A 15,692-nucleotide genomic window follows, 5' to 3' on the forward strand; every position below is an offset into this window, starting at 1 on the left:
TGTGGAAACTCAGCTTTCTGGCAGCAAACCAGCACTCAGCTCTTGGGCAGACCGGGCGGATTGGTGCGGGATTCGGTGATGGCTTCCGAACCGAGGTTCCAGCGGGCGAGAACCTTGCCGTAATTGCCGTTCTTGATCTGGGCGTTCAGTGCCGCCGTGATGGCTGCGGCAATTCCGGCATCCTTTTTGGAGGCAACGGCGATTTCCGCCGCTTCCGGCCAGCCGCCGGAAAAGGTACCAACGAGCTTGGTCTTCTTCTGGCTTGCTGCCTGGAAGGCTGACGTCGCGTTGGGGCCGAGATAGGCGTCCGCGCGGCCGGATTGCAGGGCGACATCGAGCACGGCCTGATCGTCGTAATATTGCACATCGGTGTCGGCCAGACCCTTGGCCTTGTTGTCCTTGATCCATTTCAGCAGGATCTGCTCCTGATTGGTGGCAGCGCCGACGATAACCTTCAGCCCGGCCACATCCTCGGGCTTGCTGATGCTCGTCACCTTGCTGTTGCTGCCGACGTAAAAGCCGAGCAGGTCGTTGCGGTAGCTGGAGAAGTCGAATTTTTCCTTACGGGCTTCCGTCACCGTGATGTTGGAGGTGACGGCATCATATTTGCCGGAGGTGAGACCCAGCGGCCAATCGGCCCAAGCGATGGGAACTAGCTGAAGTTCAAGGCCAAGACTGTCAGCAACCAGCTGGGCGATATCCGGCTCCACGCCAATAGGCGTTTTCGTATCGCTGGCATAATCGACCAGCGGCAGCCGGAAAGGCACGGTCGCGACCGTCAACTTTCCATCCGCGACGAACTTGTGTCCAGCGGGCAGAAGCTTGATCGCCTCTTCCACCTTCTCGGCGCGCACTCGCCCCTTCTGCTCCGGCGACAGGTCGATTTCCTGCGCATGCGCAGCCGGTATCAGCGCGGTGGTAGCGGTGAAAAGACCGCCTGCAAGCAACGACAATAATTTCGATGAAAAAGCCATGCGAGTGTTTCCTTGTTGTTTTGATTAGAGAACTTTTGCGAGGAATTCGGCGGTGCGGGGATGTTCAGGGCTGTTGAACACTTGGTCCGGCGTGCCTGTTTCGATGATGCGGCCCTGTTCCATGAAGACGACCCTGTCGGAGACTTCACGGGCAAAACCGATTTCATGGGTAACGATGATGAGCGTGACGCCGGAGCGGGAAAGCTCCTTGATGACATCAAGCACTTCGTTGACGAGTTCAGGATCGAGCGCGGATGTCGGCTCATCGAACAGCAAAACCTTCGGCCGCAACGCCAGCGCCCGGGCGATCGCCACGCGTTGCTGCTGACCGCCGGAAAGCTGACGGGGATAAGCGCCAGCTTTTTCGGCAAGGCCGACGCGAGCCAGAAGATCGCGCGCCTCGGTCTGCGCCTGCTCTTTCGATATGCCACGAACGGCGATGGGTGCTTCGATGATGTTTTCAAGCGCGGTCAGATGCGGGAACAGGTTGAAGCTCTGAAACACCATGCCCACTTCGGCGCGGCGCTTGAGGATTTCCCGTTCCTTCAGCTCATAAAGCGTATCGCCCTTTTGACGATAACCGACCAGTTCACCGTCTATGGCGATAAAACCGTCATCGACGCGCTCGAGATGGTTGATGGAGCGCAGCAATGTGGACTTGCCGGAGCCGGATTGGCCGAGAATGGTGGTGACACTGCCTGCCGGAATGGAAAGGCTGATATCATCAAGCACCTTCAGCGACCCGAAGGATTTCGAAACGCCATGAATATTGACCGACCCGCCACGATTTCCGAGTTGAAAGCTCACGGCACGGGCAGGCACCGAACGCTCGGGCCTTACGGCTGTCGTGGCCACCGTTTCCACGGCTTCAGGCAAGGGTTTGCGCGGCAGGAAGGTGCGGTAAATCGTGGCGAACAGTGACGGCGGCGGATTGCGCAGCGCACCGCGTGAAAAATGCCGCTCGATATGGTGCTGCACGATCGAAAGCGCCGTCAGTATCACCAGATACCAGACGGTCGCGACCATCAGCAGCGGGATCACTTCCAGATTGCGGCGATAGATGATCTGGATCGTGTAGAACAGCTCCGGCAGGGCAAGGATATAGACCTGCGAAGTCCCCTTGGCGAGGCCAATGATGTCGTTGAAGGCGGTGGGCAAGATGGAGCGCATCGCCTGTGGCAGAACGATGCGGGACGCCTGCCGCCGCCGGGGAAGGCCGAGTGCTGCGGCAGCCTCAAGCTGCCCCTGATCAACCGAGAGAATGCCGCCACGGACGATTTCGGATGCGAAGGCGGCCTGATTGAGCGTCAGCCCTAGAACGGCGGCCGCAAACGGCGTCATCAGCTGCGTGGTATTCCAGCTGAAGAAGTTGATGCCGGTATAGGGCACACCGATCGTCACGGTCTCATAGAGATAACCGAGGTTGTTGAGGATCAGCAAAAGCACGATCAGCGGGATGGATCGAAAAATCCAGATATAGGTCCAGGATACGGCAACCAGCAGCGGCGAGCGCGCAACGCGCGCAAGCGCCAGCAGCGTTCCCAGCGCGAAGCCGAGCACCGCACCTAGCGCGGTCAGCAGCAGCGTCCGTCCTAAGCCGACCAACACCGGTTCAGCGAAAAACCATTCCGCAAAGACATCCCAGCCCCAGCGCGGATTGCCGAAAACGGAATGCAGAACGGCCGCAATGATGAGTACGGAGAAGACCGTTCCCACCGTCCGCAAGGGGTAGCGGGCCGGCACGATGCGGAAATGGGAATACCCACCCTTGATCGGTTCACCCTTCTGGTCGTTCAATGCAACATGCGGAAAATCAGAGGCTATCGTCATCGGAAAAAGCCTTTCACGGGTGGGCCGGGGAAGAATGCGGCCGGGCCGCTGGTATCGACGCGCCTTCCGCAACGGAGGCGGAGGCGCTATCGGCAAGCCATTTTTCGAAAGGCAGCGACCTGATCGTTTCAGGATCCGCCGACGTATCGAACAACGCGCGATAACCGTTGGTGAGATATAGGCCGACCGCTTCCGGCTGGCGGAAGCCCGTGGTCAGATAGACACGGGCGTAACCCTGCCGGATCGCCTGCCGCTCCAGCTCCTGAAGCACTGTTTTGGCAAGCCCCTGCCGACGGTGGGCCGAATGGGTCCAGACCCGCTTGAACTCGGCGGTTTCCTCGTCGTAGCGCATGAAGGCACCGCCGGCGATCGCCTTGCCGCCACGCAAGAGCAGCAGGAAATTGCCCGACGGCGGGCTGAAAGCCTCCGGCGGATATTTGTTAAGTTCCGCCTTGGCGCCTTCCGCGTTGAAATATGTGCCGTAGCGGCTGTCATATTCGAACAGCAACTCCTCCAGAAGCGGGGTTGCGAGCGGATCCTTGACCGATGTGTAGAGAAAACTGTCGCTCATCTCATTGTCCTAAACTCGTTGCATCAGGAGAGGTATGCTTCGGCCAGGCGCACCCAGAAGCGTGCCGCAGGCGCAATGATCGCATCGTTGAAATCGTAGTGAGGGCTGTGCAGCGGCGCGCTGTCGCCATTGCCGACGAAGAGATAGGAGCCCGGCCGCTCCAGAAGCATGAAGGCGAAATCCTCGCTCGCCGTACGCGGCTGAAAGCCTTCTGCAACCTGTTCGGCTGGAAAATGCCGTTTGGCGACGTCGCGGGCAAAAGCTGTCTGCCTGATGTGATTGATGACGGGCGGGAAGCCACGGGAGTAGGTGACATCGGCGCTTGCGCCAAAGCTTTCCGCCTGTGCTTTGGCAAGGGCGGGAAGCCGCTCCTCCAGTCTGTCGCGCACGGCGGGCGAAAAGGCCCGCGCGGTAATCTGCAGTTCGACACTCTCGGGAATGACGTTGGAAGCAGTTCCGCCATGGATGGAGCCTACCGTCAGCACCGCCATGTCTCGCGGGTCGACATTGCGCGAGACGATGCTCTGCAAGGCGGTGACGAAGCTTGCCGAGGCAAGAACCGGATCAACCGTTTCATGCGGCGCCGCCCCGTGCCCGCCCTTGCCGATGATCCGAACCTTCGCCTTGTCGACGGAGGCCATGGCAGGCCCTTCGACAAAGCCGAATTGTCCGGTTTCGACACCCGGCCAATTGTGCAGCCCGAACACGGCATCGACGGGAAACCGCTCGAAAAGCCTGTCCTTTATCATCGCTCTAGCACCCGCACCGATTTCCTCGGCTGGCTGGAAAATCAGCGTCAGTGTGCCGGAAAAAATCGATGTTTCAGCTAGATAACGGGCAGCAGCGAGCAGGATAGTCGTGTGACCGTCATGACCGCAGGCATGCATCACACCCTGTGTCTGGCTGGCATAGGCAAGACCGGTTTCCTCGGCGATGGGCAGGGCGTCGATATCGGCGCGGATACCCAGACGCTTGTCACCATGACCACGTTTCAAGGTGGCGACGACGCCATGGCCCCCGACACCCTCGGTCACCTCATATCCGAAGGAGAGGAGATAACGGGCAACGAGCGCCGCCGTGCGCTTTTCCCCAAGCGAAAGCTCCGGATGTCGGTGAAGATCGTGCCGGATGGCGATGCTTTCCTCGATGAAGGCAAGGATTCCCCGTTCGGCGTCGTCCTGCGGACGCGCGCCGTCAATGCGGATATTCATGGTTCTGGTCTCCTGCGCTGCGCTTTACCCGCACAGCACCTTGAAATTCTCTCCGGGCGGCAATGGCTGCCGCCCGACCCCGCTTTTATGCGATCGCCTTGCTGGAACCGCTTTCAGCGTGGGAATAGATGCTGTCCTTGAAAGGCAGGCCGAGATGCTCACGCAGCGTTCTGCCTTCCAGATGCGGTTCGAAATATCCGCGCCGTTGCAGCACCGGTATGACGAGGCGGATGAAATCATCCAGCCCTTCGGCAATCACCGGGAAGCCCAGAATGAAACCGTCGGCCGCATCGTGCTCAACCCAGCGGATGATCTCGTCCGCCACCTTGTCCGGGGTTCCGATGAAACCTTCGCGCGGGGTCGCCGCCTCCAGCGCCGCTTCGCGCAACGTCTGGTTCTTTTCCTTCGCACGGCGCTTGATGCGGTCGGTCGTCGAACGGAAGCTGTTCTTGCCGATCTCGCCGAGTTCGGGGAAAGGCTCATCCAGCGGATAGACACTGAAGTCGTGGTGATCGAAGAAACGGCCGAGATAGGCGAGCGCATCCTCGATGGTGATGAGGTTACGGATGATGTCGTATTTCGCTTCCGCCTCCTCCTGCGTCTCGCCCACAATCGGCCCGATGCCGGGGAAAATCTTCACGTCGGCAGCGGACCTGCCCTGCGCGACAGCACTCTGCTTCACGCGCTTGAGGAATGTCTGGTTTTCCTCGAGCGATGCGGAATTGGTAAAAACGGCGTCGGCATGTTTGCCCGCAAGCCCGATACCGGCATCCGAAGAACCCGCCTGGAAAATCACCGGCTGTCCCTGCGGCGAGCGCTGGATGTTCAGCGGACCTTCCACCTGGAAGAAGCGACCCTTGTGGCCGAGCGTGTGGAGTTTTTGCCTGTCGAAGAACTGTCCCGTCTCGCGGTTACGCACGAAGGCATCGTCGTCCCAGCTGTCCCACAGGCCCTTGATCACCTCCAGATATTCATCGGCGATCTCGTAACGCAGCGCATGTTCGGGATGGTTGCGGCTGTAGTTCCTCGCCGTACCTTCGAGTGGCGTCGTTACTGCATTCCAGCCGGCCCTGCCACCGCTCAGAAGATCAAGCGAGGCGAACTGGCGCGCGATGGTGAAGGGCTCGCTGTAGGAGGTCGAAACCGTGCCGGCAAGACCGATCTTCGAGGTGACGGAGGCGAGCGCCGAAAGGATGGTCAAAGGCTCGAACCGGTTGAGGAAGTGCGGAATGGACTTGTCGTTGATGTAAAGCCCGTCGGCAACGAAGGCGAAGGCGATGCCGGCGGCTTCTGCCTTCAGCGCGTTCTTCCTGAAGAAATCGAAGTTGACGCTGGCATCAACAGGGCTTTTGGGGTGCCGCCAGGCGTTCATGTGCCCGCCGGGGCCCTGGAGCATGATGCCGAAACGGATTGTCTTTTTCGTCATGTCATTTCCTCCTGAGGACAAGTTCACGCGGCCCTGGAAAGGCGGTGTGTGGCCAGCAATTCGATCGAGGCGAGCCTCTGATCGGCCCCCACATGCGGCGGCTCCACGATGAATTCCTCGATACCGTGCTCATCGGAAAGCGCGCGCAGCGCCTTGTGAATATCGTCCGGCCCGCCATGCAGGACGTTGGGCTTACGCTCCTCGATGCGATAATCGGTATCGCCGGACTGGCGGGCGAATTCTTCCGCCTGTTCACGGCGGCCAAGGTTGAACGCCTTGCCGTCGCTGAGGAACACCCGGTAGATGCGCTGACCTTCCACCTGCCGCGCCGCATGGTCGGGATCACTGGCGGCAAAGACGGAGAGGGCAAGGATCGGCGCCCTTCCGCCGCTCTCCTCACGGAAAGCCGAGAGGCTGCTGCGAAGAACCTCCGGATCACCATTGAGGTGGCCGGCAAAGACGAAATTCCATCCTTTGGAAGCTGCAAGCCTTGCGCTTTCCGGGCTGGCACCGAGCAGAAACCGTTCCACCGCAACCGGCGGCACCGGTGTTGCCTGCAACCCGGCCTGCGCATGCCCCTGCGGCGCGGCACCGGAGAGAAACGTGGTAAGTTCACCAAAAGCCGTTTCGAAATCCGGCTTGCGGGCGGGATCATAGGCCTGCTGTAGGGCAGACGTCGCAAGCGGCAGCCCGCCCGGTGTCTTGCCGACGCCGAGATCGACCCGACCGGGGGCGAGCGACGACAACACGTTGAAAACCTCGGCGACCTTGTAGGGGCTGTAATGCTGCAGCATCACGCCGCCCGAGCCGACGCGGATACGAGAGGTCTTCGCCAGAATCCATGCAACCAGCGCTTCCGGCGCGGAACCGGCAAGCTCCGGCGAATTGTGATGTTCTGCCACCCAGAATCGGCGATAGCCCAGTTCTTCGGCGCGTTTGGCGAGATTGATCGTGTCGCGGAACGCGCTTGCCGCGTTCTCACCCGTTGGAACAGGGCTCTTGTCCAGCAAACTGAGAGTATACATCATCACCTCGCACGTCTTTTGATGCATACTTTGTCTACTGATTTTATATAGTAATAAAGGACGTTCGTTCCACGTTGCGACGCGATCAGAGAAAATATTATTTCCCGCTATGGTTTCGGCAGGCGTCTTTGGCAAAGCAATCCGAAACGATGAGGAAACAGGGCGAAAAACGATGGTGTAAAGCCGCTTTGTGCATCGAGCCGGGACGAAACGGACTTGCGCGGGAATTCGGTAAAAACTACTTAGTAAGTTGAGAACACCATAACCCGGCACTCAGAAGGTGCTGGCCCTCTTTGCGGATCATGCGATGTTGACCAAAAAAGGCAAATACGGACTGAAGGCTCTTGTCGATCTGGCGCGGTTGCCCCAGGGCGAGACCGCCTTTGTGACCGAGATTGCAACCCGCAACAATATTCCGAAAAAATTTCTGGATACTATTCTTCTGGAACTGCGCAACAGCGGCATTCTGCGTTCCAAGAAGGGACCGAATGGCGGTTATTCGCTGTCGAAAATGCCATCGGAAATCATGATCGGGCAGGTCATCCGCACGCTGGACGGGCCCTTGGCCCCCATCCGCTGTGCCAGCCGCACCGCTTTTGAAGCCTGCGACGACTGCGACGATCCCGAGACCTGTCAGGTCAGGGTTTCGATGACGGACGTGCGGGACGCCATAGCAACAATCCTGGACAATATGACGCTCGCACAATTCGTGGCAAAAGGCGGACAAGACGCGCAATTTATTCCGGCAGGCGAATAAGCGCCGTTTACTGTCGGCGCAGATCGTCGCCCAGAGTCGCAATCAGCCCTGATTCGCTTGCACCATCGATAAGGCCGAGACGGGCCATTAGAATTTCCAGCGTGATGGCATTGTTTCGGACGGAGCGAAAGGTCACGCTTTCCGCCCCCACCTGCGCCGCATCGATATTGGCCGCGAGGCGGGAAATCTGTGCCTTCAGCAATTCGATTGCGAGAAATATTTCGCCGATAAGGGGGCGCGCATCACCTTCCTCGGCCAATCTGTCAATCAGCAACGCTGAAAGCTCACGCTGTTTCTCACCCAGAGCCACGGCGGCCTTCAGAAGGGTGAAAACGGAGGCTGCCAGATTTCCAGCGCCCTGGGCAAGAAACGCGACCTGATCGGCGCGCAGCAGGCCGTCCCATGATGTATCCGGGCGATTGCGAAGAACAACGAGCACGGCCTGCCCTGCCGTGTTGACTGCCGGGACAACGATCCAGTCTGCATCTGAGGTAACAGATCGGGCAATGTCATCGGGCAGCCGCAAGCCATAGTCGTCGCCAGTCAACAGAACCGCCTGATCCACGCCGGCGTCAGATGAGGCAAGCGCAAAAGTCTCACCAAGATCGAGGCGGGCGAAGAGGGTTTTGCGCTGCTCTTCGCTACCGGCGTTCCTGATGAATTCGAGCGCCGTGAAGTGTTCGGCAAGCGCATGCGCCGCCTCCGCATCCGCCGCGGAAATAATCGAGAGAGCTTGCGAGAGAACGTCGTTTGTGATGTCCGCCCCGCCCAGATCGTTTGGAACGGAGAGGGCGAGAAGGCCGGAACGGGCAATCCGCGCGTGGATTTGTGCGGCACTTTCCACCGCGCATTTTTCGGCAATCGTCCGGGCAACGTTCAGTACATCCCCATCCGCGCCGAGACGCGGGGACACGAAACGAATTCTTTCGCCGAGCGGCGTGACAGATCCCATGCTCAACTCCCTCAAAGAATGACCCAGTGAAAGCGCCGGAAAGGCCGGAGCTCAGTCCAGCGAATGATAACGGCCGTTTTGATAGACCAGCGAGTGACCCGACCCGATGCGGATCGCCTCCACCTTACCGATGATGATGACGTGGCTGTGGCGCTCGATCGCCTCCTCGATGGTGCAATCGATCGCGGCAACGGCGTCCTCGAGGATGGGCGCGCCGCTCGCCAGACGGGTCCATTCCGCGCCGCGATAACGGTCCACACCTTTCAGACCGCCAACACCGGCAAACTGGTTGGCGATGAACTGATGGTTCGGGCCGACAATATTCACCGCCAGATGGCCGAAGCGCTGCACCACAGGCCATGTGGAGGAGGAGCGGTTGAGCGCAACCAGAATTCTTGGCGGATCGACCGACAGGGCGGTGGCGGATGTTACCGTAGCACCCGTGCGCGCATCACCCTCGCCCGCCGTAATGACGCTGACACCGCCGCCCAGCGTCCTGAGCGCCGCCTTAAGGCTATCGGCATCCGGCGCCTTGCCAGAGACGGGATCGCGGAGATTGATGAATTGTTGATCCTTGGCCGCATATTGCAATGTCATCGATCGCTCCTGAAAACAGCTTGTTGCTCAATAGTTAGCAGCGGCGGCGGGGCGTGAAATAGACATCGTTTTCCATAATACTTATATTCTATGGAAATAATGTTTTATATGCCGCTCTCCCGTGAACGCTCCGCCGAATGACGCCCATGGGAAAGGCTAACCGGAAGACAGGGCCGCCTGCCTTCCGGCGATTGATCACGAGCCGGATACCAGCTTGACGTTACCGCCGTGGCCGCCGCCGCCGAAAACCTGTTTCGTGCCGAAAGACGAACGGATCTGATTACGTGGCCCATCAAGCCCGATTTCCGGAAACAGCAATTCGGATAGACGATAGGCTTCCTCCAGATGCGGATAGCCCGATGCGATGACGGTATCGATGCCCAGCGCCTGATACTCCCGCAGCCGCGCCGCAACTGTCTTCGGCGAACCCACCAGCGCGGTGCCGGCGCCAGAGCGGACAAGACCGATTCCCGCCCACAAGTTCGGAGAGACTTCAAGCTGGTCACGCCGGCCATTATGCAGCGCCCGCATCCTTGCCTGACCGACCGAATCCGACGCCTTTAAGAAGGCCTCCTGAGCGGAAGCGATGGTTTCGTCGGAAAGCTTGGAAATCAGTTTGTCCGCATCGGCCCAGGCCTCCTCATCGGTTTCGCGCACGATGAAATGCAGGCGAATGCCGAATGTCACTTCTCGCCCCTTTTTCGCTGCGGCGGCGCGAACCTTGGCGATTTTTTCCGCCACCTGTGCCGGCGGCTCACCCCAGGTCAGATATTTGTCGGTGATACCGGCCGAGAACTCGATCCCGGCATCGGAGGAGCCGCCGAAATAAAGCGGCGGACGCGGTTCCTGCACCGGTGGCAGGCCGAGCCTGGCACCCTGTGCCTTGATATATTTGCCGTCGAGATCTCCCTTGCCAGTTTCGATCAACGAATTGAACACCTGGAAGAACTCGTCAGCGTGGTCGTAACGCTCGTCGTGCGGCAGGAAGATGCCATCACCAGCCAGCTCCTGCGCGCTGCCGCCAACGACGATGTTGAGAAGCAGCCGACCATGGGAAACACGGTCCAGCGTGGAGGCAAGCCGCGCATAATAGGCCGGCGAGGCAACGCCCGGACGGATGGCGACGAGGAATTTCAGTTTCTCGGTATAGGCGGCGAGATTGGCCGCGAGTATGAAGGATTCCTCGCAGGCGACGCCGGTGGGAATAAGCACCCCGGAATAACCGAGCCGATCCGCAGCCTGCGCTATTTCCCGGAAATAGCCGGGATCGGCGGGACGTGACAGATCGTCGGAGCCAAGATAGCTGCCGTCGCCTGAGGTGGGTATGAACCATAGAAAATCGAGTGGTTTGTCAGCTGTGCTCATCGACAGGTCCTTTGCAATCCGCCCATCGGGCAATTCGGCTGGGTACTAAAAGGGTAGCCAATTCCCCGCCGCGTTTAAGAAATTTTGTTCCAATTTCCGTGCCGCAAGGAGAGTTTATCTCCGCTGGGAAATGGGTCTGGGAAGCGAAAACAAACCTTTCGCCTCCCTGTGTCAGAGGACCGAATAAAGTCCGAGCATCGCGAAATTCATTTCGTAAATCTCTTCCCGCTCAAGGTCGAGATCGCTCTTTTCCCGCTTGATAAGACCGGAATGATCCAGCGGCTGGAGACTGCCCTGATCAACCCCTCGCGGCCTACGCCTGGCCAGACCGAACAGATCGACAGTAAACGCATGAAGTCCCTGCGGCATGTGCGCCTCCTTTGGTCAATTCGCTCTATCCTCCGGCGAGCGCCCAGATTGGTCAATATTTTCCATAAAATTCCTATTCTATAATTGGCGGATTGCCGGCAAACGTGGACTAAGGTTGCGGCAGCGGGAAAAATTCCGTTTCGAACCACCAATATAGGGGTCATCGCAATGGCGTCGACACGATGGCCGCTCAAAGCACGGACTTGGGACGAAAAGACTATAGAGCGCCGGCATCACCCTGCAGCAGCGCACCGTGCAGAACGGGTGATCCGCGCTTCCTCGATCTGCTGGCCTTGATTTCGGACGCCGCTTTCAGGCGTGCGAAAAGAGCATAGCCCTCGGACCACCGGCCGAAACCGGCGGCAATATTGATGTGTCCAACGGAGCCGAGATTGACGATATCGCTTCCCCAGTCAGCAGCGGTGCGGGCTAACTCGTCTGGATTCATATAGGGGTCGTTCATGCTACCTACGACGAGACTGGGGAAGGTGAGCGGCGACCGAGGAAATGCGCCGAAGCGGACGATGCATGGATGCATTGCCTCCACTCTGTCGAGATGGGCGGGCGCCACCAGAAGCGCACCCCTGATTTTGCTGGCCACGGGTCGTGTCGCCATATTGGCGACGAGCAGGCAACCCAGGCTGTGGGCGACAATATAGGCGCTTTCGGTTGCGGCGAGCGCCGCTTCCAGACGCTCAAGCCAGTCTTCAAGAACCGGGCATTCCCAATTCTGCTGATCGACCAGCTGCGCCTCCGAATCTTCCAGCAGCCAGTGCCGCTGCCAATGCCCCTCATCCGAACCGTTGAGGCCGGGGACAATCAAGGTGGTACACATGCCTACTCCGTGGTTTGCGGGCGGGGTGTGCCAAGAATGGTGAATTTCGCAATTTTAGTCGACTATTGCCTTGCTCAGCTTTTCCGAACTCGAGAAAAATCGATCCAGACAATTCCGTTGCGGCAAAAAATACGTTCTCGGCAGCAGCCTTGGCACTGCGCATGTGGAATCATTGCCTAAAATATTTTCCATAGAAAATATGTTCTAATCGAGCAAACCGCGCGGAAAGCTTTTCCTCTGCCGCATTCCAAAAGAAACGCCGCTGCTTGGCCGTGCCGCCGCCGGTTTGTCATTCTCGCACTGTCGGAGACCTCAACCTCCCGAACCTCAAAATGGCAAATGCCGAGCCTCGGCAGGGCCATTCCACCGCGACATAAAGCGAAAATTCAGGCGGATAATGTGAGCAGCACGAGCGAATTTCTCTGGTACATCCCCAATGACGTCAAACCCGGACATCGGGGCGACGCCGTCAGCGAAAACCACAACAGCCTCGATACTTTAACTACCCATGCCAGGGCGCTGGAAAACCATGGCTGGAAGGGCGCGTTGATCGGCACAGGCTGGGGGCGTCCGGATACCTTTACGGTTGCGGCGTCGCTTACCGCGCGTACCACCACTTTCGAGCCACTGATCGCTATCCGCCCCGGCTACTGGAAGCCGGCCAATCTCGCATCGGCCGCCGCCACGCTCGATCAGCTTTCTGGTGGCCGGGTACGAATCAATGTCGTTTCCGGCAGGGACGAGCTTGCGGCCTATGGCGACGAAGAAGGCGATCAGGCGCAGCGTTATGCGCGCACGAAGGAGTTCATGCGGCTGGTGCGGCGGCTCTGGACTGAGGAAAACGTCACTTTCAATGGCGACCATTTCCGGGTCAAGAACTCCACCGTCTCGCCGCGCATCAGCGAGAGTGCCGGCCGGCCACATCCCAAACTTTATTTCGGCGGCGCGTCCGAGGCCGCCGAACAGGTTGCCGCAACTGAAGCCGATGTCCAGCTCTTCTGGGGCGAACCGCTCGCCGGCGTGCGCGAAAGGATCGAACGTCTCAGACATTTCAGTGAGACCCTCGGCCGTGACCTGCCGCCGCTGCAATTCGGTCTGCGGATCACCACGCTAGTGCGCGAAACCGCGGCTGAGGCTTGGCGCGATGCGGAAGCAAAGGTGGCGGAGATGGCTGCGAACAATGGCGTGCGCTGGAACGATCATCTGCAAGGTGTCGCGGTCGGCCAGCGCCGCCTGCTGGATCTGCACACGCAGAGCGATGTGCTGGACGACAATCTTTATACCGCACCCGGCAAATTTGGCGGAGGCGGTGCCGCAACGACATGGCTCGTCGGTTCGGCGGAAGACGTCGCCGCGTCGCTGCGCAAATACCGCGCGCTTGGCATCACCCATTTCGTGCTTTCCGACACGCCCTATCTTCAGGAAATTGAACGGCAGGGCGACAAGCTGTTGCCGCTACTCCGGGACTGATGCGGGCGGCGTCAACATGGGCGGCCTGCCAAACAAAGCCGCCCATGTCTTCTACGGTCAGCCGCCAACAGCCTTGATGCTCTGACGGCCGAGGATAGTTCGGATCATGTGGCTTTGCGGCGCATGCGCCCTTGCCGTTATGGCGTCGCGGTGATGCCGCTCGAGATTATAGTCCCGGCGAAGGCCGCGATTGCCGCCAAGCTCCAGCGCCAGATCCGTCACTGCCAGCGCATTGTCGATCACCACATGACGAACGGCGAGCGCATCCGTGCCTACCCTCTCACCCGCATCGATATCACGCGCGACGGAGCGGAGCAGACGCCTGTTGGCCGCAAGAAGTACCTCGATCTCGCCCACACCTTCCTGAATGCGCGGAATGGATGACAGCGGCGCGCCGAGGCTTGCCGGAACATGGCCTGTCAGATGGCGCAAGAGGGCGTCACGCGCCGAAAGCGCGACACCGTGATAGACGGAGGCCAGCAGCACGAAGAAATTGTAACCGTCCGCCTCATCCCGCCGCAACGGCTCGTCCGCCGGCTGTTCGGCAACGATATCGGCGAGCGGCACCCTCACATTCTCAAGCAGGAGATCGTCGCTGGCGGTGGCATACATTCCTGTCGCTTCCCATGCCTTTTCCCGGCCGATGCCCGGCGCATCGAGCGGGACCAGAAGCTGGATCAGACGCGGCGCCTCTTCCGTCGTGACGGCAAGTACAATCGCCCATTTCAGACCCGGCAGGCCGGTGACGAAGCTCTTGCGGCCATTGACCACCCAGAAATCGCCCTCGATCCGCGCCGTCGTTTCCGGCAGTCCGCCATGGGCCGGGGAACCGATCCCCGGCTCTGCCTGCGCATTGTTCAGAAGCGCCCGCTCCCTGTTATTGGCGGCCAGCACTTTTGCCGCGAGATCTGCCGGCCACCTGCCGCGCCGGATGGCAGCATGAACGCTGTAATGCATGGCAAGGATGAGGGCGGTTGACGGATCACCCTTGGCAATGGCGGCGATGACGGCATGCGCGGTTTCCATGCCCTCTCCCCAACCACCGTCCTTTTCAGCCGTCACGAGACCAAGCAGGCCAGACTTGAAAAGCGCCTCGAAATTACCGGCGGCGAATTCGCCGCTTTTGTCATACTCCGCCGCAGTCAGGCTGAAATCTTCGGCGAGCGCGGTTGCGATGGCGACGGGATTCAAGTGCTGCTCCGGGCTCGGAACGGCGGATAAAGCGCCGCTCATGCCACCGCCCTTTCACTGGTCGTGACGAAACGGTCATCGATCCACGCAGCGAGATCGAAGTCGTTTTCAAGGAAACCCCATTGATGTAGGAAATCCTTGTAATGGCCGACGGCGGCGACGAGGTCTGCATCGAGGCCAAGACCTAGATGGCGGTGGACATCCGGGCCGTTGGCGGCCAGAACCTGCTCTTCGGTCGCACCCGCCTCGCGCGCGATAAAACGGCGGGTCTCTTCCGGATGCTGCTCCGCCCAGAGCGAGGCTTTGGCAATGGCGGCAACCAGCCGCTCCACCAGATCGGGGCGCTCATCGGCAAGTCGTCCGTCAACTGTCAGCACGCGGGGAGAGCCGGAGTTGATACGTATCTTCGGGTCGGGGTGAAAACCGAATTCCGCCACTTGCACGGCGCCGATCAGGTTCGCGGCGGCGATACCGGCAGTACCCTTGACGAAAATCGCATCGACCTCACCCCGCAACAGCGCGATGATCTCCTCACCGAAGGATTGTCGCCGCTTCAGGCCGAAAAGGGATGGTCCCTCCTGTGTCGCCAGCACGGAATCCTTGATCACGATATCCTTCAGCTCGATATCCTCGACCCTCAGCCCCTCCAGCGAAAGCGCCGAAACGATGCCCTTCAATGCTGTCGCTCGCATGAAATCGACAATCCCATCAGGTCTGCGCGGCACACCGAAACGGCGGCCGACGAGATCGGCAAGCGAGCGGATACCGTTTTCCGGAAGGGTGATGATCGCCTGGAACTCATCGGTCCAGGTAATGCCGATAAGACGCGTATTGCGCCCTTCCGAGCGGGCGCGGATAGGGGGCACATTACCGCCGTGGCGGAAGGACCATTCCAGCGTGTGGTTGAAATGGCTCTGCCGCACAGAACGATCCGGTGAATCGATGATGGATTTCAGCGATATCCCCACATCCTCAAAGGTCTGCGCGAGATAACCGAGCTGCGCCGCAAGCCCCACGGGCGTGGGCACCGGGCAACGTGTGTACCAGATTTCAGAAAGTGTCGTGCTCATGGCTTTGGCCTCGATGAAAACGATGACACCAGAAAGCGATGCTGCGGTG

General features: G+C 59.6%; 15 protein-coding genes. 2 read left to right on the forward strand and 13 right to left on the reverse strand.

The features are described from left to right. Window positions 1-35 precede the first annotated feature (35 nt). From RBH71_RS06320 to RBH71_RS06345, 6 genes are all read right to left on the reverse strand, one after another. A complete protein-coding gene (locus tag RBH71_RS06320; protein WP_065662550.1) occupies window positions 36-974 on the reverse strand; it encodes an ABC transporter substrate-binding protein in 939 nt (312 codons plus the stop codon). A gap of 24 nt (window positions 975-998) precedes the next feature. Further along, entirely contained in the window at window positions 999-2,804 is a 1,806-nt protein-coding gene (locus tag RBH71_RS06325; protein WP_111802625.1) for an amino acid ABC transporter permease/ATP-binding protein, read from the reverse strand. Between the two features lie 13 nt (window positions 2,805-2,817). Beyond that, window positions 2,818-3,375, reverse strand: a complete 558-nt coding sequence (locus RBH71_RS06330; protein ID WP_111802626.1) for a GNAT family N-acetyltransferase — start codon at window positions 3,373-3,375, stop codon at window positions 2,818-2,820. A gap of 23 nt (window positions 3,376-3,398) precedes the next feature. Next, on the reverse strand, window positions 3,399-4,586 hold the full coding sequence (locus RBH71_RS06335) for a M20 aminoacylase family protein (RefSeq protein ID WP_111802627.1): 1,188 nt from the start codon (window positions 4,584-4,586) through the stop codon (window positions 3,399-3,401). Between the two features lie 85 nt (window positions 4,587-4,671). Continuing rightward, window positions 4,672-6,012, reverse strand: a complete 1,341-nt coding sequence (locus RBH71_RS06340; RefSeq protein WP_111802628.1) for an LLM class flavin-dependent oxidoreductase — start codon at window positions 6,010-6,012, stop codon at window positions 4,672-4,674. Window positions 6,013-6,035: 23 nt separating this feature from the next. After that, window positions 6,036-7,040, reverse strand: a complete 1,005-nt coding sequence (locus RBH71_RS06345; protein WP_065687796.1) for an LLM class flavin-dependent oxidoreductase — start codon at window positions 7,038-7,040, stop codon at window positions 6,036-6,038. A gap of 304 nt (window positions 7,041-7,344) precedes the next feature. Here RBH71_RS06345 and RBH71_RS06350 point away from each other — a divergent pair, with 304 nt between their 5' ends. Further along, complete coding sequence (locus RBH71_RS06350) at window positions 7,345-7,794, forward strand: RrF2 family transcriptional regulator (protein ID WP_003511094.1); 450 nt, start codon at window positions 7,345-7,347, stop codon at window positions 7,792-7,794. 7 nt (window positions 7,795-7,801) lie between these two features. Here RBH71_RS06350 and RBH71_RS06355 read toward each other — a convergent pair whose 3' ends face one another. From RBH71_RS06355 to RBH71_RS06375, 5 genes are all read right to left on the reverse strand, one after another. Then, window positions 7,802-8,746 (reverse strand): acyl-CoA dehydrogenase family protein, encoded by a 945-nt coding sequence (locus RBH71_RS06355; RefSeq protein ID WP_019564752.1) that lies wholly within the window; start codon window positions 8,744-8,746, stop codon window positions 7,802-7,804. Between the two features lie 51 nt (window positions 8,747-8,797). Further along, window positions 8,798-9,343, reverse strand: a complete 546-nt coding sequence (locus RBH71_RS06360; RefSeq protein ID WP_013761664.1) for a flavin reductase family protein — start codon at window positions 9,341-9,343, stop codon at window positions 8,798-8,800. Between the two features lie 195 nt (window positions 9,344-9,538). Next, the gene (ssuD, locus tag RBH71_RS06365; protein WP_003511099.1) at window positions 9,539-10,708 is read right to left on the reverse strand and encodes an FMNH2-dependent alkanesulfonate monooxygenase; all 1,170 of its coding nucleotides are present in this window, start codon (window positions 10,706-10,708) and stop codon (window positions 9,539-9,541) included. A 171-nt stretch (window positions 10,709-10,879) separates the two neighbouring features. After that, window positions 10,880-11,077, reverse strand: a complete 198-nt coding sequence (locus RBH71_RS06370) for a hypothetical protein (protein ID WP_111802629.1) — start codon at window positions 11,075-11,077, stop codon at window positions 10,880-10,882. Window positions 11,078-11,294: 217 nt separating this feature from the next. Beyond that, window positions 11,295-11,912 carry an alpha/beta hydrolase gene (locus RBH71_RS06375; RefSeq protein WP_003511103.1) on the reverse strand — a complete coding sequence of 206 codons (618 nt, stop codon included), beginning with the start codon at window positions 11,910-11,912 and terminating at the stop codon, window positions 11,295-11,297. A gap of 399 nt (window positions 11,913-12,311) precedes the next feature. Between RBH71_RS06375 and RBH71_RS06380 the strand changes: the two genes are divergently transcribed. Then, entirely contained in the window at window positions 12,312-13,382 is a 1,071-nt protein-coding gene (locus tag RBH71_RS06380; RefSeq protein ID WP_065704523.1) for an LLM class flavin-dependent oxidoreductase, read from the forward strand. A 57-nt stretch (window positions 13,383-13,439) separates the two neighbouring features. Here the strand turns inward: RBH71_RS06380 and RBH71_RS06385 are convergent, their stop codons facing one another. After that, window positions 13,440-14,615: an acyl-CoA dehydrogenase family protein gene (locus RBH71_RS06385; RefSeq protein ID WP_065704262.1), complete on the reverse strand. Its 1,176-nt coding sequence runs from the start codon at window positions 14,613-14,615 to the stop codon at window positions 13,440-13,442. Next, the gene (locus RBH71_RS06390; RefSeq protein ID WP_065704525.1) at window positions 14,612-15,643 is read right to left on the reverse strand and encodes an ABC transporter substrate-binding protein; all 1,032 of its coding nucleotides are present in this window, start codon (window positions 15,641-15,643) and stop codon (window positions 14,612-14,614) included. The genes RBH71_RS06385 and RBH71_RS06390 overlap by 4 nt, the downstream gene beginning before the upstream one ends. Window positions 15,644-15,692 lie beyond the last annotated feature (49 nt).

The sequence above is a fragment of the Rhizobium sp. AN68 genome, assembly GCF_030758035.1.
Lineage (GTDB): Bacteria > Pseudomonadota > Alphaproteobacteria > Rhizobiales > Rhizobiaceae > Agrobacterium > Agrobacterium tumefaciens.